Genomic DNA, 17,696 nt, shown 5'->3' with positions numbered 1-17,696 from the left:
AGGTGGCTGGTGGGGGAAGGCGGAAGAACGAGGCGCGAGGTCCTGGCCGGAGGGGCCGGGCCGGGGGCAACGCATGCCAGCGACGCAGCAGGCGACAGAACGCGGCGCCCGGAAGGGCCCTGCGCGGGGGAAGGGGGCCGGGTCGTGCAGAGGGTCTCGCGGGTGGTGCGCGCGCGGGGCCTCGCCGGGGCCTTTCGCGGGAAATCGCGGAAGCGCTGCCATTTCCCGTGACCTTGTCCGGCCCCGCGCTATTGTCGCTTCATGACCAGCGATCAGATCATCCTCTTCTCTCTTTTCATTGCCGTCTTCGCCCTGCTGCTCTGGGGTCGCTTCCGCTATGACGTGGTGGCCTTCAGCGCCCTGATGGTGGCCGGGGTCACGGGCGTCGTGCCCTACGAGGAGATCTTCTCGGGCTTCGGTCACGAGGCGACGCTGATCGTGGCGCTGGTGCTGGTGGTCTCGGCGGGGCTGGTGCGCTCGGGGGCGGTCTACCTGATCACCCGGACGCTGGTGAACGCGGCCCGCCCCCTTGGCGGGCATATCGCGCTGATGGGCGGGATCGGCGGGGTCCTGTCGGCCTTCATGAACAACGTGGCGGCGCTGGCGCTGCTGATGCCGGTCGATATCCAGACCGCGCGCAAGGCCGGGCGGGCGCCGGGGCTGTCGCTGATGCCGCTTTCCTTCGCCACCATCCTCGGCGGCATGGCGACCCTGATCGGCACGCCGCCCAACATCCTGATCTCGTCGATCCGGGCGGAGAGTCTGGGCGAGGGCTTCAGCATGTTCGACTTCGCCCCGGTCGGCGGGCTGACGGCCATCGCCGGGCTGGCCTTCGTCGCGCTGATCGGCTGGCGGCTGATCCCGCGCCAGGAGGGCGAGGCGCTCTCGGAAGGGGCGCTGGCGCAATACGTGGCAGAACTGACGGTGCCCGAAGACAGCAAGTGGGTCGGTCGCCGTCTCTACGAGACCTACGAGGAGGCCGAGAAATGCGACGTCGCCGTGCTGGGCCTGATCCGCGACGGCGAACGCCTCTACGGCCAGGCCCGCAACAGCGAGCTGCGCGCCGGCGACGCGCTGGTGCTCGAGGCGGTGCCCGAGGCGCTGGACGAATTCCGCACCGCGCTGAACCTGGCCTTCTCGGACAACAGCCGCGAGGACAAGCTGAAGGCGGCGGGCGAGGGGCTGGACGTGCTGGAGGTCGTGGTGCCGAGAGATGCGCGGATCGCCGGCAAGACGGCGCAGGCGGTCGGCGTCTCGTGGCGGCACCGGGCGGTGCTGCTGGGGATCTCGCGGCAGGGCCGGCGGATCACCAAGCAGGTGCGCCGCACGCAGATCCAGCCGGGGGACCAGCTGCTGCTGCTGGTGCCCAAGGACACGGGCGCCCAGGTGGCCGACTGGCTGGGCTGCCTGACCCTGGCCGACCGTGGCCTTGCGGTGACCGAGAACACCAAGACCTGGGCCGCCATCGCGTTGTTCGGCGGCGCGGTGCTGGCCGCCAGTCTCGGGGTGGTTCACCTGCCGGTCGCGCTCGGCTTCGTGGTCATCGCCTACCTGCTGATGCGCGTCGTCCCTCTGGATGAGCTTTACGACCACATAGAATGGCCGGTGGTGGTGCTGCTCGGCTCGATGATCCCGCTGGGGGCGGCGCTGGAAACCTCGGGCGGCACCGAGCTGATCGCCAATGGCCTCGTCGCGCTGACCGGAGGCTGGCCGGCCTGGGCCGTGCTGACCGCGCTGATGGTGGTGACGATGACCCTCTCGGACGTGTTGAACAACACCGCCACGGCGATTGTCGCCGCCCCCATCGGGATCTCGATGGCGCGCAGCTTCGATGTTTCGCCCGACCCCTTCCTGATGGCGGTGGCGGTCGCCGCCTCGGCGGCCTTCCTCACCCCCATCGGGCACAAGAACAACACCCTCGTGCTGGGCCCGGGGGGCTACCGGTTCGGCGACTACTGGCGCATGGGCCTGCCGCTGGAACTGCTGGTGGTCGCGGTCTCCATCCCCCTCATCCTGGTGTTCTGGCCGCTCTGAGCCGGGCGGGCGCCATGGGTTCTGCCCAAGAACGGGGAACTTGACCCAGATCAAGGCGACGCCGGTGCTGCGGCGCTAATCTCCCTTTCAGACCGGAGAGGATCCGGTGGGTTCGGAGGGCGGCTCTATGACACCGAAAGGCGATCAGGTGACGCACTACTGGCTGGTGCAGCGGATGGCGAAGAGCCTCGGCTGCGATCCGGCCGGGGCCATGGCCCTGGGCCGGCTGGATGCAGAGGGCTGGGCCACCATGGTCGAGCGCTGCCGAGGCTGCGACAAGACGGACGCCTGCTGCCGCTGGCTGCGGTCTGGCGAACTGGAAGAACTGCCGCGCGACCGGGCAATGCCCGGCTGCCGGAATGCAATGATCTTTGCCGGGCTCTGAGGACGGGCCGGCAGCAAGCGGGGAGAGGCCGTGATGGGACTGTTCAGCAAGCTCGACAAGCACATGGACCTGATGACCGGCATGGCCGAACGCATCGGGGTGGATCTGGACCGGATGGCCCATGACGAGGCCTCGGTTTCGGCCTACCGCACGGCGGTGCTGCGCTGCGCCTCCTGCCGCGAAGCCGGCGCCTGCGGCCAGTGGCAGGCCGCCCATGCCAAGGCGCATGTGACACCGGGCTATTGCCGCAACGCAGGCTGGTTCGCCCGCGCGCCGCACGGCAAGTAGCCAAAGACCCCGTCCGGGTCGCCTTGCGGGAGGCACCGGGACGGGCACGACGGACAGCTCGGCGACCGGCGGGGTCGGCGAGGATAAAAGTCCAGGGACAGACTTCCGGACCGCCTCTTGGGGAAGGGGCGCCGGGATCCGCCAGTGGGGCAAGGTCGACTGTCCGCACCGCAGGAGGGCGCGGTCGGACAGGGTCATGGCGACCGGCCCGGATGGCGCAGGCACCGGCGCGGGAGAGATCCCGTGCCGGTGCTCTCGTTTCCGCCCCCGGCAGGCCCTGGCAGGCCCGCGACTGGCCTTGGGGCCCGACGATGTGCGCGCCAGAGTGAACCGCCCGGCCCGCCGCCACGTAGTGCCCACATGACCGCCCGCACACCCGCCTGCCTCGTCCTGGTCCTCGGCGATCAGCTCTCGCCCGACCTCGCGGCCCTGCGCGCCGCCGATCCCGCCCGCGACAGGGTGGTGATGGCCGAGGTCGCCTCCGAGACCGGCTATGTGCCGCATCACCCGAAGAAGATCGCCCTGGTGCTCTCGGCCATGCGCCACTTTGCCGAAGAGCTGCGCACGGCCGGTTGGGAGGTCGCCTATACCCGCCTCGATGATCCGGACAACGCCGGCTCGATCCCCGCCGAACTGCTGCGCCGCGCCGAAGAGGCAGGCACCACCCGGGTGCTGGCCACAGAGCCCGGCGAATGGCGCCTGATCGAGGCCCTTCGCGACCTGCCGCTGGACATTGATATGCAGGAAGACGACCGTTTCCTCGCTTCCCACGCCCGTTTCGAGAGCTGGGCCGAGGGCCGCAAGTCGCTGCGGATGGAGTATTTCTACCGCGAGATGCGCCGCGAGACGGGCTATCTGATGCAGGGCGACAGCCCCGCCGGGGATCAGTGGAACTTCGATCACGACAACCGCGCGGGCCCCCCGAAGGGCGGCGCGGACCTGTTCCGCGCAGGCCCCATGTCCTTCACGCCCGATGCGATCACCGAAGAGGTGCTGGACCTCGTCGGCGACCGCTTCGGCGAAAACTTCGGCGACCTGCATCCCTTCGATCTGCCGGTCACACGGACCCAGGCACGCCGCGCGCTGAGCCATTTCGTCTCGACCCGGCTGGCCGGGTTCGGCCGCTACCAGGACGCCATGCTCAGCGACGATGCCTATCTGAACCACGCGCTGATCTCGCCCGCCCTCAACCTCGGCCTTCTCGATGCGCGAGAGGTCTGTGACGCGGTGCAGGCCGCCTGGGAAGCCGGTGAAGTGCCGCTGAATTCGGCCGAGGGCTTCATTCGCCAGGTCATAGGCTGGCGCGAATACGTGCGCGGGATCTACTTCCTCGAAGGACCGGACTATCCGCGCCGCAACGCGCTGAACCACCAGCGCGCTTTGCCGCCACTCTACTGGGGCGCGCCGACCCAGATGGCCTGCCTGTCGGCGGCCATCGGCCAGACGCAACGCCTGGGCTATGCGCATCACATCCAGCGCCTGATGGTGACGGGCAACTTCGCCCTGCTGGCGGGGATCAACCCGGCCGAGGTGCACGAATGGTATCTCTCGGTCTATGTCGACGCCTTCGAATGGGTCGAGGCCCCGAACACGGTAGGCATGAGCCAGTTCGCAGACGGCGGCGTCATCGCCTCCAAACCCTATGTCTCCAGCGCCAACTACATCGCGAAGATGTCCGACTACTGCCAGGGTTGCGCCTATTCGGCGACCCGGAAGACCGGCGAGGGCGCCTGTCCCTTCAACCTGCTCTACTGGCACTTCCTGACCCGTCACCGCGAGAGGTTCGAGCAGAATCACCGGATGGGCCGGATCTACAGCACCTGGGACCGCATGGCCGAAGACAGACGCGCCACGATCCTGTCCGAGGCCGAACGCTTCCTCACCCGCCTCTCCGCCGGCGATCCGGTCTGACGAAACGCATGACGGCGGCCAGGGGCACCCCTTGCCCCTATCCGATGGCTGAAAATACTGCGGGGGGAGTCTCCGGTACGGAGACGGGGGGCAGCGCCCCCCTTGCCCGGATCGACCGGCGTGCGCCCGGCCCGGGCATCGAGCCCGGCCCGTCCGCGCTGCCGCGTCCGTTCTGCACCCGCGCTCAGTTGCGCAGGCGCTTGCCCCAGAGGTCGTATTCGCTGGCCTCGTCCACCTCGACCTCAAGGATGTCGCCGGGCTTCAGATCCTCGAAATCCTCGTCGATGAAGAGATTGCCGTCGATCTCGGGCGCATCGGCCCAGGTGCGGCAGGTGGCGCCGTCGCCGTCCAGCTCATCCACGATGACCTGCAACCGCTTGCCCACCTTGGCCTCAAGCTTCGCCTCGGAGATCGCCTGGGCCTTCTCCATGAAGCGGTTCCAGCGGTCCTGCTTCACCTCGTCCGGCACATGGTCGGGCAGATCGGCCGAGCGCGCCCCGGCGACATTCTCGTACTGGAAGCAGCCGACGCGATCCAGCTGCGCCTCGTCCAGCCAGTCCAGCAGGTACTGGAACTCGGCCTCGGTCTCACCCGGATAGCCGACGATGAAGGTCGAGCGCAGGGTGATGTCGGGGCAATCGGCGCGCCAGGCGGCGATCTCGTCCAGGGTCCTGGCGCTGGCGGCAGGGCGGGCCATGCGCTTCAGCACGTCCGGGTGGCCGTGCTGGAAGGGGATGTCCAGGTAGGGCAGCAGACCGTTCGCGGGATCCGCCATCAGCGGGATCAGGTTGCGCACATGGGGATAGGGGTAGACGTAATGCAGCCGCACCCAGGCGCCAAGCTGGGCCATCTCGCGGCTCAGATCCAGGATGTGGCTCTTGACCTCCTCGCCCTTCCAGGGGTGCAGGTCATGCTTGCGGTCCACCCCATAGGCCGAGGTGTCCTGGCTGATCACCAGCAGCTCCTTCACCCCTGCCTCGACCAGCTTCTCGGCCTCGCGCAGCACCGCATGGGCGGGCCGGGAGACCAGCTTGCCGCGCATGTCCGGGATGATGCAGAACTTGCACTTGTGGTTACAGCCCTCCGAGATCTTCAGGTAGCTGTAGTGGCGCGGCGTCAGGCTGACCCCCGAAGCGGGCAGCAGATCGACGAAGGGATCGGGATCGGGCGGCACGGCGGCATGGACGGCATCCAGCACCTGCTCGTACTGATGCGGGCCGGTGACGGCCAGCACCTTGGGGTGCACGCCTGTGATGTACTCGGGCTCCGCGCCGAGGCAGCCGGTGACGATCACCCGGCCGTTTTCCTTCAGCGCCTCGCCGATGGCCTCGAGGCTTTCCGCCTTGGCGCTGTCGAGAAACCCGCAGGTGTTGACGATCACCGCATCGGCGCCGGTGTAGTCCGGGCTGATCGCATAGCCCTCGGCGCGCAGCCGGGTCAGGATCCGCTCGCTGTCCACCAGCGCCTTCGGGCAGCCGAGAGAGACCATGCCCAGCGAGGGCTGGCCGGGGCGTGCGGGACCGTCGCCCAGGCGGGCGGCAGGGGCTAGATCGGGGCGAAGATCGGGCGGATTCTGCATGGGCGGCATATAATGCAGGCCCCGGGGCAGGGGAAGCCCCCGCGCAGCAGGTGCCTGTCGCGCAGCCTGCGCTTGCCGCGCCGGGCGGGGCTGCTATCCTTGCCGCAGAAGACAGAGGGAGGCAGGCAATGCGTTGGATCATGAGGATAATCGGGGCGCTGGTCGTCGCCGTCCTGCTGCTGGTCGCGGCGCTGTTCGCCCTGCCGGGCGAAAAGATTGCCCGGCTTGCCGCCGACCAGCTGACCGCCCGTACCGGCCGGCAGCTGGAAATCTCGGGCGAGACCCGTATCAGCTACTACCCCACGCTTGGGGTGCAGACCGGCCCGGTCAGCCTGTCCAACGCCCCCTGGTCCGACAAGGGGCCGATGTTCCGGGCCGAGGCGCTGACCATCGGCGTCGACCTGATGGCGCTGCTCGGCGGTGACATCCGCATCACCGAGCTTGACGCCGAGGCGCCGCAGATCCTGCTGGAACGCAATGCGCAAGGCGAGGTCAACTGGCAGTTCGCCACGCCCTCCGGCGGGACCGCCCCCCAGACCTCGGTTGAAACGGGGGCCCAGACCAATGCGCTGGTGCTGGAAACCCTCTTCGTGCGCAACGCCCAGATCCGCTATGTCGATGCCCGCGCCGGCAGTGATCAGCGCCTTTCGGGACTTGAGCTTACCCTGTCGCTGCCCGAGGCCACCGGCCCCGCCGACATGACGCTGAAGCTGGCGCTGCCCGGTGGCACGATCACCGGCGAGGGGCAGGTGGCCCAGGCGGCCCGCTTCCTCGATGGCGAGGTCTCACCGCTGTCGGTGCGCTTCGAGGCGCCGGGCGGCACCGCCTCTTTCGAGGGGCGCGCGGGGATCGCGCCCGAGGCCACGGGGCGTCTGTCGCTCTCGGTCAGCGATGCGGGCAAGCTGCTGGCGGTGCTGGGCGAGGCGGCGGACTTGCCCGGCGCCTTGTCGCGCGACCTCGGCTTCGACGGGCAGGTGACACTGACGCCCGATGGCCGCGTCGCCCTGCGCGAGGGCGCCCTGCGCGGCGCGGGCAACCAGGCGGCCATCGAAGCCGACCTTCTGCCCGGCGCGGTGACCCAGGTCACCGCCCGCATCACGGCGCAAAGCCTTGACCTGGCGCCCTTCACCGGCGGCGGATCGGGCGGCGGTGGCAGCGCCGCAACGGGCTGGTCCCGGGCGCCCATCGACGCCTCGGCCCTCGGGTTGATCGAGGGCGATATCGCCCTGAGCGCGGGCTCGGTCGCGCTTGGCGTGACGCAATTGCAGGACCTGCAGACAACCATCAGCATCGAGCGTGCCCGTGCCGTGGCGCAGATCCGGCGGCTGTCGGTCTTCGGGGGCTCGGTTACCGGGCAGCTGGTGGCGAACAACCGCGCCGGGCTGTCGATCGGGGGCGATCTCACGGCCGATGGGGTCGACCTCAATCGCCTTCTGGGGGAGCTGGCCGGGATCGACCGGTTCACCGGCAGCGCCGGCGCGCGGCTGAACTTCCTCGCCTCCGGCCAGTCCGTTGCCGCCTGGATGAGCTCGCTTTCCGGCTCGGGCAGCCTCGAGACCGGGCGCGGCACGATCACCGGCATCGACCTCGACCGGCTGTTCCGCTCCGGCGATGTTTCGGGCGGCACGACGATCTTCGACGCCACCACGGCCAGTTTCACGATCTCCGACGGGGTGCTGCGCAACGACGACCTGCGCATGCAGCTGGCCTCGATCACCGCGACCGGCGAAGGGCAGGTGAACCTCGGCGCGCAGAGCCTGAACTATCTCTTCACCCCGGTGGCGCTGAAGGATGACCAGGGGCGCGGCCTGGCGATCCCGGTGCGCATCCGCGGCCCCTGGGCCAGCCCGCAGATCCTGCCGGACCTCGAACGCGCTCTCCAGCTCAACGCCGACATCGACCGCGAAGAAGTCGAGCAGCGCGCCAAGGATCGTGTGCAGTCGGAACTGCAGGAGCGGCTCGGTGTCTCGCGGGAAGAGGGCGAAAGCGGCGAGGACGCGATCCGCCGCGGCCTTGAGGACAAGCTGAAGAACGAACTGCAAAATCTTTTCAAGTGAGCGACGTCCCGGAAACGGTCCGGGGGACCGTTTCAGTCGCGAACGGGCGGAGCCCAGATGTCCGGGAAGCGATCCGGGCAAGTGTCGCCGGCGGCCAGGCAGACCCTCCGAGGTCTCATGCCCCGTCGCCCTCGATTCGGCACCTGCGCCAAGGTCAGATGCAGGACGCCTCCGGCGGAGTATTTCCAGCCATCGAACGGATGCAGGGGCCCCTTCCATCTATCCGACGGCCGGAAATAGGCTGGAAACACTCCGGGGGAGTCCGCCTCGGGCGGACGGGGCAGAGCCCCGCAGCCCACTAACGAAAAAGAGCCCCGGCGGGGGCTCTTCTCATCTCGATAACCGATCAGCTCAGCGTTTGCGGTCGCGGCGCGAGGACATCGGCTGGAAGGCGACGCCGACATGGGCATCGCAATAGGGTTTGCCCTGCTGGGTAGGCAGGCCGCAGAACCAGAAGTCGTCGGTGGCCGGATCGCCGACGGGCCATTTGCAGGTCCGCTCGGTCAGTTCCATCAGCGTCAGCTTCTTGGACTTCTTCTCGATCTCGTTGACCTTGGCGAGGGCCTCGGGGCTGATCTCGTTGGCCGAGGGCTGCGGCGGCAGCGGCTGGCCGGCGGGGATGATCGCCTTGCGCGCCGGGCTCGGGGCCGGGGCCGCGGCCTGGGGCGCGGGTTCGGGCTTCGGCTCGGGCGCCGGCGAGGCCTCGCGCTTGGGCGCGGGCTTGGCCTTGGCTTCCGCCTTGGGCGCGGCGGCCGCCGGTTGCGGCGCGCCTCCGCCCGAGCGGTTGGACAGGCCGAGGCGATGCACCTTGCCGATCACCGCATTGCGGGTCACCCCGCCCAGTTCCTTGGCGATCTGGCTCGCCGACTGGCCTTCCGACCACATCTTCTTCAAGAGCTCGACGCGTTCGTCGGTCCAGGACATTCCGCTCTCCAATCCTTGTTCCGGCCGCGGCCCGCGGTCACGGGGGGCGGGGCCGCCCGCCTTTCGGCAGGGGCCCCGCCCTGAATTCAGTCCCCTATACTAGTCACGGGGCGCGGAGTTACAAGGTATCATTGCCCTGCAGACCCCGCCTCGGCGCATGACGTGCCGGGACCTAAAGCCCGAGGCACCAGCGCATCACGGCCTTCTGGGCGTGCAGGCGGTTCTCGGCCTCGTCGAAGATCACCGACTGCGGCCCGTCCATCACCTCGGAGGTCACTTCCTCGCCGCGATGCGCGGGCAGGCAGTGCATGAAGACGGCCTGGTCGCCGGCGGCCTGCATCAGGGGCGTGTTGACCTGGTAGGGGCGCAGCATGTTGTGGCGCCGCTCGCGGGTGCTTTGCGCGTCATGCATCGACACCCAGGTATCGGCGACGATGATGTCGGCCCCCTCGACGGCGCGGAACGGATCGCGCTCGATCACCACGTTGCTGCCCTGGTCGCGGGCAAAGCCGATGGCCTTGGGATCGGGATCCAGCTGCATGGGCCCCGAGAATGTCACGTCGAACCCCAGCTGGCCCGCCGCGTGCAGCATCGAGGCGCAGACGTTGTTGCCATCGCCGACCCAGACCACCTTCTTGCCCCTGATCGGGCCGCGATGCTCTTCATAGGTCATCACGTCGGCCATGATCTGGCAGGGGTGGCTTTCGTTGGTCAGCCCGTTGATCACCGGCACCGAGGCATGTTCGGCCAGCTCGTGCAGGATCGATTCCTCGTTGGTCCGGATCATGATCATGTCCACGTAGCGGCTGAGCACGCGGGCGGTATCGGCGATGCTTTCGCCGTGACCCAGCTGCATCTCGCCGCCCGACAGCACCATGGTCTGGCCGCCCATCTGGCGGACGCCGACGTCGAAGCTGACACGGGTCCGGGTCGAGGGCTTCTCGAAGATCAGGGCCACCATGCGACCGGCCAGCGGCTGGATTTCGTCGGGCATGCCCTTGGGCTGGCCCTCGCGCGCGACCTTCATCGCCCGCGCCTGATCCAGCATCGAGCGCAGGTCGTCCGGGTCGGTTGTGTGGATATCCAGGAAGTGTTTCATCTCGTCTCTCGCGGGCCGCACCCGGCGACCCGCCCTCTGATTGGCGCAGGCTCAGCCGGCTTTCGTCGTTTCAAGGGCGGCCTTGGCGGCCCGGTCCAGCCGCGAGACGGCCTCGCCGATCTCGTCGTCGCTGATGGTCAGCGGCGGCAGCAGGCGCACCACGTTGTCGGCGGCGGGCACGGTGATCAGCTCGACCCCGTAACCGGCCTGCACGACCTCGCCGCAGGGCAGCTTGCACTTCAGCCCGATCATCAGGCCCTGGCCGCGCACCGCCTCGAAGACCTCGGGGTTCTCGGCCACGAGGCCCTCAAGCTTCTGCCGCAGCAGCGCGCCCTTGCGGGAGACCTCTTCGAGGAAAGCCGCATCGGCCACCTTGCGGATCACCGCGTTGCCGATGGCGCAACCCAGCGGGTTGCCGCCGTAGGTCGAGCCGTGGGTGCCCGCCACCATGCCCTTGGCGGCCTCCTCGGTCGCCAGCACGGCGCCCAGCGGGAAGCCGCCGCCGATGCCCTTGGCGACCATCATGATATCGGGGGTGATCGAGGACCACTGGTAGGCAAACAGCTTTCCGGTCCGGCCGACGCCACATTGCACCTCGTCGAGGATCAGCAGGCAGCCCTTTTCGTCGCAGAGCGCCCGCAGGGCCTTCAGGTCGGCGGGATCCAGCGGCCGGATGCCGCCCTCGCCCTGCACCGGCTCGATGATCACGGCGGCGGTCTCGTCGGTGATCAGGGCGGCCAGCGCCTCCCAGTCACCCCATTTGGCCTGCTTGAAGCCGGGCAGCAGCGGTCCGAAGCCCTTGACCATCTTCTCGGTGTTCACCGCGGCGATGGCGGCGGAAGAGCGGCCATGGAAAGCCCCGTCGAAGGCGATGATCTCGACCTTTTCGGGCTTGCCGCTCTCGTACCAGTATTTCCGCGCCATCTTCACCGCCAGCTCCATGGCCTCGGTGCCCGAGTTGGTGAAGAAGACCGTATCGGCGAAGGTCGCCTCGACCAGCCGCCGGGCCAGCTCTTCCTGCTGCGGGATCTCGTAGAGGTTGCTGAGGTGCCAGAGCTTCTGGCCCTGCTCGGTCAGCGCCGCCACCAGGTCGGGGTCGCCATGGCCGAGCGCATTGACGGCAATGCCCGCCCCCATGTCGAGGAATCGGCGCCCGTCCTCCTCGATCAGCCACGAGCCTTCGCCCTTCACGAAATGAAGCGGCGCACGATTGTAGGTCGGCAGAACAGGAGGGATCATCTGAAGTCCTTCAGGTACGGGAGGCCCTGAATGAGCACGTGCTCTCGGGCCAAGTCAAGTTTTCGAGGGTGGGAAAGGCGCGCCTTGTTGAAGCAGGCGCAGGATCAGCAGCAGCCGCGCTCCCTGCGGGAGGCGGGTCTCAGAGGCTTCGGCGTCGAAGAATATCTGCGATACGTGCGATCATGGGGCGATGCTTAGCCCAGGCGGCGGGGCTTTCCCAGCGGAAATGCTGCGTCCTGGATTGCGGCGCGCCGCGCGTGGCGCGGTTGCACCGCCTCCGGCGGGAGCATTTCCGGCCTCAGAATGGAACAGGTCGCACCCGAACTGGCGCCCGCCCTTCTCAATGAAGGGCTCGGACCCTCAAAATGGCAGAAGGAGGCCGCCTTTCCGGGCCCTGTCCCGCATCATCACCAGGCTGAAAGTACTCCGGGGGTGAATTGAGACCGTAAGGGCTCAAGAGGGGGCAGCGCCCCCTTGCCCGCTTACCGCGCGCGCAGGGTTTCCAGCATCCGCGCCGCCGCCAGCGAAGGCGTCAGCGCGCCCGCCGCCACCTTCCCGGCCAGTTCCGCCATCTGCTCTTTCGCCGTGCCGCGGTCCAGTTCCGCCAGCAGGGCCTGGCGGACCTCTTCGGCGAACCAGTAGCGGGCTTGTGCCGCGCGGGCGCGGGCGAGATGACCCTCGGTGCGGCGCCAGTCGGCAAGCGAGCACATCTCTTCCCAGGCGCGTTCCAGCCCCTGCTCCTCCAGTGCCGAGACCATCATCGCCTTGGGGAAGCCCTCGGGGTCCTGCGGCCGTTTGCGCAGCAGGCGCAGGGCACCGGCGTAGTCGGCGCAGGTGCGGGTGGCGGTGGCCTTCAGGTCGCCGTCCGCCTTGTTGACCAGGATGATGTCGGCCATCTCCATGATGCCGCGCTTCACGCCCTGCAGCTCGTCCCCGCCCGCCGGCGCCAGCAGCAGCAGGAAGAGATCGCTGATCTCGGCCACCACGGTTTCCGACTGCCCCACGCCCACCGTCTCGATCAGCACCACGTCAAAGCCCGCCGCCTCACACAACGCCACCGCCTCGCGCGAGCGCCGCGCGATGCCGCCGAGGTGGGTCTGGCTGGGCGAGGGGCGGATATATGCGCCCGGTGCGCGGGCCAGGCGCGGCATCCGGGTCTTGTCGCCCAGGATCGATCCTCCGGTGCGGGCCGACGAGGGATCGACGGCCAGAACGGCGACCTTCAGGCCCCGTTCCGTCAACATCATCCCGAAGCTCTCGATGAAGGTCGACTTGCCGACGCCGGGCGTGCCCGACAGCCCGATGCGCAGCGCCTGCCTGCCAGAGGCCGAGAGGGCCTGCAGCAGCTGGGCCGCCTGCGCCCGGTGATCGGCGCGTCCGCTCTCGACCAGCGTGATGCCCCGCGCCAGCGCGCGGCGGTCGCCTTGGCGGATCTGCTCTGCAAGCTGGGTGATGTCCATGCGGCCCTCCGTTTGCATCGGGTCTAGCGGCTGCGGGGGCGTCGCGTCCAGTGGCGGCGGCGTGCCTTTGCGGACCTGCGGGGGCATGAAGTGGGCGGTGGTCCCTCCGCGTCTCAATTTGGCACACGGAGACAGGCAGGAGGTGGACCTTGCCCGCACCACCAGCGCATATGGCGTCATGAGCTCTTCCGATTTCCGCCTGCCCATCGACGATGTCCTGCCAGAGCTGGTCGCGGCGCTGCGCGCCAAGGGGCGCGCCGTGCTGCAGGCGCCACCCGGCGCGGGCAAGACGACGCGGGTGCCGCTGGCGATGCTCGACGCCGCTCTGACCGGCGGCCGTATCCTGATGCTGGAGCCCCGCCGCCTCGCGGCCCGTGCCGCCGCCGAGCGGATGGCCCAGAGCCTCGGCGAACGCGCCGGTGAAACGGTCGGCTACCGGGTACGGGGCGAGGCGAAGGTCGGCAAGGCGACCCGTATCGAAGTCGTCACCGAGGGCATCCTGACCCGGATGATCCAGTCCGACCCCGAGCTTTCCGGTGTGGGCGCGGTGATCTTCGATGAATTCCACGAACGCTCGCTGAATGCCGACCTCGGGCTGGCGCTCTGCCTCGAGATCGCGGGCGCGCTGCGCGACGACCTGATTCTCGTCGCCATGTCCGCCACGCTGGATGCCGCGCCGGTCGCCGAGTTGATGGGCGGCGCGCCTGTCGTCACCTCCGAGGGCCGGGCCTTCCCGGTCGAGCTGGTCCATGCCGGCAAGCCCCTGCGCAAGGGGCGCGACCTCTGGCCCGACCTCGCCGCCCTCGTCCTGCACGCGGTCGAGGAAACCGAGGCCGGGGTGCTGGTCTTCCTGCCCGGTGCCGGAGAGATCAACCGCCTTGCCGGGCTGCTGGAGGGCCGCGTTCCGAAGACCTGCCAGATCCGTCCGCTCTACGGCGCAATGAAATTCGCCGAGCAGCGCGCTGCGCTGGAGCCTGCTGCCGAGGGGCGGAATATCGTGCTGGCGACCTCGATCGCCGAGACCTCCCTGACCATTCCGGACGTGCGGGCGGTGGTCGACGCCGGGCTGTCGCGCCGCGCCCGCTTCGATCCCGGTGCAGGCATGTCGCGGCTGGTGACCGAGAAGGTCTCTCGTGCCGAAGCCGATCAGCGCGCCGGTCGCGCCGGACGTGTCGCGCCGGGCCGCTGCTACCGCGCCTGGACAAAGGGCGAGGAGGGCGCGCTGCCCGCCTATCCCCCGGCCGAGATCGAGGCGGCGGACCTTGCGGGCCTCGTGCTGGAGCTGGCGCTCTGGGGCGCGGCGCCGGACCAGCTGGCCTTCCTGACGCAGCCACCCGAAGGCGCCTATGGCGAGGCGCAGGCGCTGCTGCGTCTTCTCGGTGCGCTGGATGCCCATGGCATTACCGAACATGGTCGCACACTGGCCGGGCTGCCGCTGCACCCGCGCCTGGCGCATATGCTGGCGCTGGCCGGACCTTCTGCCGCGCCGCTGGCCGCGCTGCTGGCCGACCGCGATCCGATGAACCGTGGCGCGCCGGTGGACCTGACCCTGCGCCTGAAGGCCCTGGCCGGGGAGCGTGACAGCCGCGCTGATCCCGGAGCGCTCTCCCGCATCCGCACCGAGGCCAAACGCCTGGCCCGTCAGGCCGGACCGGAGGCGCATCTCGCGCCCGCCGAAATGGCCGCGCTGGCCTATCCCGACCGCATCGGCCTGCGTCGGCCGGGCGAGGCGCCGCGCTACCTTCTGTCGGGCGGCAAGGGGGCGGTGCTGCCCCCTGAGGATCCGCTGGCAGGCGCGCGGCTGATCGTGGCCACCGACCTGGATGGGGATCCGCGCGAGGCCAAGATCCGGCAGGCGGTGCAGATCGACGAGGCCGCGCTGCGTACGCTCTTCCCCGAGCGGATCGAGACGGTGCATCTGTGCGAATGGTCCCGCCGCGACCGCCGCGTGTTGGCGCGCGAGCAGGAGCGGCTGGGGGCCATCGCGCTCAGTGACCGCGCCTGGAAGGATGTCGATCCGCAGATGCAGGCCGAAGCCATGCTGGACGGGGTGCGCGAGCTGGGGCTGTTCCCCTCGAAAGCGGCAGAGCTGTTCCTTGCCCGGGCGCGGATGATGGGCGGCGACTTCCCGGACTTTTCCGAGGCCGCCCTGATGGACAGCCTCGGGGACTGGCTGCTGCCGCATCTGACCGGTGTGCGCAGCGTCGAGGAGTGGAAGCGATTCGATCTGCTGCCCGCACTGCGCGCGCGCCTTGACTGGGATCAGGGGCAGAGGCTGGACCGGGAGGTCCCGGCGCAGTTCACCACGCCGCTCGGTCGCAAGATCGCCATCGACTACGCCGGCGAGGCTCCTGGCATTGCGCTGCGGCTGCAGGAGATGTTCGGCCAGACCCGCCATCCCACCGTGGCGGGCCGTCCGCTGGTGGTGACGCTGCTCTCTCCGGCAGGGCGTCCGGTGCAGGTAACCCGCGACATCCCGGGATTCTGGACGAATTCCTACCCCGATGTGCGCAAGGACATGCGCGGCCGCTACCCGAAGCACCCCTGGCCCGAGGATCCGCGCGAAGCGGATCCGACCCTTCGCGTCAAGCGAAGACAATGATCACGGATCCGCGCGCGTGAAGCGAAGGCCATGAGGGCCACGCGGTTCTGCAGCAGAATGGCGCGGCCGCAGATGCCCCTCTGTCGCGGTGGGACTGTCATCGTTGCGAAACACTTGACCTCCCTCCCGGCAGCGCGTAATGACGCGCAACGAGATTCAGGGCGCCGCCCATTGCGGTGCCCGTTTGTATTGTACGGGGCGCGAACTGCCCTTCTGACCAGACGAGGATAGACCTATGTCGCGCCGCTGCGAACTGACCGGTAAAGGCCCGATGACTGGCAACAACGTCAGCCACGCCAACAACAAGACCCGCCGCCGTTTCCTGCCCAACCTGAACGACGTTTCGCTGCGTTCGGAAGCCCTGGGCCGTAACATCAAGCTGCGCATCTCGGCTTCGGCCCTGCGCTCGGTCGACCACCGCGGTGGCCTCGACAAGTTCCTGGAGAAGGCGAAGGACGCAGAGCTGTCCGACACCGCCCTGAAGGTCAAGAAAGAGATCGCCAAGGTCCAGGCCTCGGCCTGATCCTTTCGATCCCTTGAAATTTTGACAGCCCTGCCATCCGGCGGGGCTGTTTGCTTTTGGGGGGCGGTGGAAGAGGGGGCTCTGCCCCCATCTCCGTGCCGGAGATTCCCCCGCAGTATTTCTGGCCATCGGATGGGAACAAGGGGCTCTTTCCCCTATCCGATGGCTGAAAATACTGCCGCCGGAGGCCCCCGGCTCAGCCCGAGCGACGCCGGGGCAGGGCGCTCAGCCCTCCGCCAGCATCTCGTCGACCCAGAGCGGCACGATCTCCGAGGCCCTGCCTTCGCGCGCCTCTGCGAAGTCGCTGCGCACCGAGGAAGCCTCTAGGTTCAGCTCGACGCAATGGGCGCCTGCGGCGTCGGCGATCTGCACGAATCCGGCGGCGGGGTAGACATTGCCCGAGGTGCCGATGGCGGCGAAGCAGGTGCAGGTCTCGAGATGGGCCAGGATCTCGTCCATGTGGTAGGGCATCTCGCCGAACCAGACGATGTCGGGACGGCCGGCGGGGGCAGAGCAGGCGGGGCAGGGCTCAGCGACGCGCATCTCGGCGGGGGCTGTCCAGCGGTGGCCGCAGGCAGCACAGAGCGCGCTGGCCAGTTCGCCGTGCATGTGCAGCACCCCGGTCGCGCCGCCTGCCTCGTGCAACGCGTCGACGTTCTGCGTCACCAGCACCACCTCGCCGGGAAAATCCCGCTGCAGCCTGGCCAGGGCGAGATGGGCGGGATTCGGCACGGCCTCGGCGCTCGCGGCGCGGCGGGCGTTGTAGAATCGTTGCACCAGTCCAGGGTCGCGGGCGAATCCCTGGGGAGAGGCAACGTCCTCGATCCGGTGCCGTTCCCAGAGCCCGCCCGAATCACGGAAGGTGCCAAGCCCGCTCTCGGCCGAGATCCCGGCGCCGGTCAGTATGACGATCTTCTCCATCTGCCCTTCCTTCTGGCCCTTCGGTCCGGCCTTTCCGTCTGGCCTTCCACTTTCCGGCCCGGCCCCATAGCCTGCCTGCGGACCTTGCCGCAGGAGCGCGCCCATGACCACCTCGATCCTTTTCGTCTGCCTCGGCAACATCTGCCGCTCTCCCTCGGCGGAGGCGGTGATGCGGGACCGGGCGCCGGGCCTCGTGCTGGACAGCGCAGGCACCGGCGACTGGCACGTGGGAGAGCCGCCCTACGGCCCCATGCAGCAGGCCGCGCGGGGGCGGGGCTACGACATGTCAGCGCTGCGCGCGCGCCAGATCCGCAGTCAGGATTTCAACGACTTCGACCTGATCCTTGCCATGGATCCGCAGAACCTGGCGGATATCGAGGCACAGCGGCCCCGGGGCAGCGTGACGCCGGTGAAGCTGTTCACCGATTACCTGCCGGCGGGCAGCGCCTTCGCCGGGACCTGCGAGGTGCCCGATCCCTATTACACCCGCGACTTCGACGGCACCCTGGCCCTGATCGAGGACTGCGCCGAGGGTCTGCTGGCCAGCCTGCGCTAGGCGCTTGCCTGGGCAGCGGGGCGGCGCTATCCTTTCCGCACGGTCGGCAGAACCGAGGCGCGCTGCCCCTTGCGGGGATGCTAAACCCTGCCATTTCGACGAGGCTCGCGGATCCATC

14 protein-coding genes are annotated in these 17,696 nt (G+C 69.0%); 8 read left to right on the top strand and 6 right to left on the bottom strand.

The features are described 5' to 3' along the window. Positions 1–261 precede the first annotated feature (261 nt). From OS124_RS0106265 to OS124_RS0106250, 4 genes are all read left to right on the top strand, one after another. Complete coding sequence (locus OS124_RS0106265) at positions 262–2,034, top strand: SLC13 family permease (protein WP_010138554.1); 1,773 nt, start codon at positions 262–264, stop codon at positions 2,032–2,034. A gap of 127 nt (positions 2,035–2,161) precedes the next feature. Continuing rightward, a complete protein-coding gene (locus OS124_RS0106260; RefSeq protein ID WP_010138553.1) occupies positions 2,162–2,419 on the top strand; it encodes a DUF6455 family protein in 258 nt (85 codons plus the stop codon). Between the two features lie 33 nt (positions 2,420–2,452). Continuing rightward, a complete protein-coding gene (locus tag OS124_RS23880; protein WP_010138552.1) occupies positions 2,453–2,707 on the top strand; it encodes a DUF6455 family protein in 255 nt (84 codons plus the stop codon). 360 nt (positions 2,708–3,067) lie between these two features. Further along, entirely contained in the window at positions 3,068–4,618 is a 1,551-nt protein-coding gene (locus OS124_RS0106250) for a cryptochrome/photolyase family protein (protein ID WP_010138551.1), read from the top strand. Positions 4,619–4,802: 184 nt separating this feature from the next. Here OS124_RS0106250 and rimO read toward each other — a convergent pair whose 3' ends face one another. Continuing rightward, the gene (gene rimO / locus OS124_RS0106245) at positions 4,803–6,206 is read right to left on the bottom strand and encodes a 30S ribosomal protein S12 methylthiotransferase RimO (RefSeq protein WP_010138550.1); all 1,404 of its coding nucleotides are present in this window, start codon (positions 6,204–6,206) and stop codon (positions 4,803–4,805) included. A 119-nt stretch (positions 6,207–6,325) separates the two neighbouring features. Here rimO and OS124_RS0106240 point away from each other — a divergent pair, with 119 nt between their 5' ends. Beyond that, a complete protein-coding gene (locus OS124_RS0106240; protein WP_010138549.1) occupies positions 6,326–8,254 on the top strand; it encodes an AsmA family protein in 1,929 nt (642 codons plus the stop codon). A gap of 351 nt (positions 8,255–8,605) precedes the next feature. Here OS124_RS0106240 and OS124_RS0106235 read toward each other — a convergent pair whose 3' ends face one another. The 4 genes from OS124_RS0106235 to meaB all read right to left on the bottom strand — a co-directional run bounded on the left by OS124_RS0106235 (position 8,606) and on the right by meaB (position 12,976). After that, entirely contained in the window at positions 8,606–9,178 is a 573-nt protein-coding gene (locus tag OS124_RS0106235) for a GcrA family cell cycle regulator (RefSeq protein WP_010138548.1), read from the bottom strand. A gap of 172 nt (positions 9,179–9,350) precedes the next feature. Beyond that, complete coding sequence (gene argF, locus OS124_RS0106230; protein ID WP_010138547.1) at positions 9,351–10,277, bottom strand: ornithine carbamoyltransferase; 927 nt, start codon at positions 10,275–10,277, stop codon at positions 9,351–9,353. A gap of 51 nt (positions 10,278–10,328) precedes the next feature. Continuing rightward, the gene (locus OS124_RS0106225; protein WP_010138546.1) at positions 10,329–11,516 is read right to left on the bottom strand and encodes an aspartate aminotransferase family protein; all 1,188 of its coding nucleotides are present in this window, start codon (positions 11,514–11,516) and stop codon (positions 10,329–10,331) included. A gap of 482 nt (positions 11,517–11,998) precedes the next feature. After that, entirely contained in the window at positions 11,999–12,976 is a 978-nt protein-coding gene (meaB, locus tag OS124_RS0106220; RefSeq protein WP_010138545.1) for a methylmalonyl Co-A mutase-associated GTPase MeaB, read from the bottom strand. Positions 12,977–13,154: 178 nt separating this feature from the next. Here meaB and hrpB point away from each other — a divergent pair, with 178 nt between their 5' ends. Together hrpB and rpmB are read left to right on the top strand one after the other, a co-directional pair. Further along, on the top strand, positions 13,155–15,578 hold the full coding sequence (hrpB, locus tag OS124_RS0106215; protein WP_029375220.1) for an ATP-dependent helicase HrpB: 2,424 nt from the start codon (positions 13,155–13,157) through the stop codon (positions 15,576–15,578). 235 nt (positions 15,579–15,813) lie between these two features. Beyond that, a complete protein-coding gene (gene rpmB / locus OS124_RS0106210; RefSeq protein ID WP_010138543.1) occupies positions 15,814–16,101 on the top strand; it encodes a 50S ribosomal protein L28 in 288 nt (95 codons plus the stop codon). Between the two features lie 225 nt (positions 16,102–16,326). Here rpmB and OS124_RS0106205 read toward each other — a convergent pair whose 3' ends face one another. Beyond that, a complete protein-coding gene (locus tag OS124_RS0106205) occupies positions 16,327–17,022 on the bottom strand; it encodes an NAD-dependent deacylase (RefSeq protein WP_010138542.1) in 696 nt (231 codons plus the stop codon). Positions 17,023–17,125: 103 nt separating this feature from the next. Between OS124_RS0106205 and OS124_RS0106200 the strand changes: the two genes are divergently transcribed. Next, a complete protein-coding gene (locus tag OS124_RS0106200; protein ID WP_010138540.1) occupies positions 17,126–17,578 on the top strand; it encodes a low molecular weight protein-tyrosine-phosphatase in 453 nt (150 codons plus the stop codon). The last annotated feature ends 118 nt before the right edge of the window (positions 17,579–17,696 follow it).

The organism is Oceanicola sp. S124, from assembly GCF_000220565.1.
Taxonomy (GTDB): domain Bacteria; phylum Pseudomonadota; class Alphaproteobacteria; order Rhodobacterales; family Rhodobacteraceae; genus Pseudooceanicola.
This window is presented reverse-complemented; position numbering and strand designations above follow the sequence as displayed.

What these genes read in the sequence shown, in the direction of transcription:
- rimO (WP_010138550.1), bottom strand. Translation starts at nt 6,206, where the DNA reads ATGCCGCCCATGCAGAATCCGCCCGATCTTCGCCCCGATCTAGCCCCT.
- OS124_RS0106250 (WP_010138551.1), top strand. Translation starts at nt 3,068, where the DNA reads ATGACCGCCCGCACACCCGCCTGCCTCGTCCTGGTCCTCGGCGATCAG.
- rpmB (WP_010138543.1), top strand. Translation starts at nt 15,814, where the DNA reads ATGTCGCGCCGCTGCGAACTGACCGGTAAAGGCCCGATGACTGGCAAC.
- hrpB (WP_029375220.1), top strand. Translation starts at nt 13,155, where the DNA reads ATGAGCTCTTCCGATTTCCGCCTGCCCATCGACGATGTCCTGCCAGAG.
- OS124_RS0106205 (WP_010138542.1), bottom strand. Translation starts at nt 17,022, where the DNA reads ATGGAGAAGATCGTCATACTGACCGGCGCCGGGATCTCGGCCGAGAGC.
- meaB (WP_010138545.1), bottom strand. Translation starts at nt 12,976, where the DNA reads ATGGACATCACCCAGCTTGCAGAGCAGATCCGCCAAGGCGACCGCCGC.
- argF (WP_010138547.1), bottom strand. Translation starts at nt 10,277, where the DNA reads ATGAAACACTTCCTGGATATCCACACAACCGACCCGGACGACCTGCGC.
- OS124_RS0106240 (WP_010138549.1), top strand. Translation starts at nt 6,326, where the DNA reads ATGCGTTGGATCATGAGGATAATCGGGGCGCTGGTCGTCGCCGTCCTG.
- OS124_RS23880 (WP_010138552.1), top strand. Translation starts at nt 2,453, where the DNA reads ATGGGACTGTTCAGCAAGCTCGACAAGCACATGGACCTGATGACCGGC.
- OS124_RS0106235 (WP_010138548.1), bottom strand. Translation starts at nt 9,178, where the DNA reads ATGTCCTGGACCGACGAACGCGTCGAGCTCTTGAAGAAGATGTGGTCG.
- OS124_RS0106265 (WP_010138554.1), top strand. Translation starts at nt 262, where the DNA reads ATGACCAGCGATCAGATCATCCTCTTCTCTCTTTTCATTGCCGTCTTC.
- OS124_RS0106225 (WP_010138546.1), bottom strand. Translation starts at nt 11,516, where the DNA reads ATGATCCCTCCTGTTCTGCCGACCTACAATCGTGCGCCGCTTCATTTC.
- OS124_RS0106260 (WP_010138553.1), top strand. Translation starts at nt 2,162, where the DNA reads ATGACACCGAAAGGCGATCAGGTGACGCACTACTGGCTGGTGCAGCGG.
- OS124_RS0106200 (WP_010138540.1), top strand. Translation starts at nt 17,126, where the DNA reads ATGACCACCTCGATCCTTTTCGTCTGCCTCGGCAACATCTGCCGCTCT.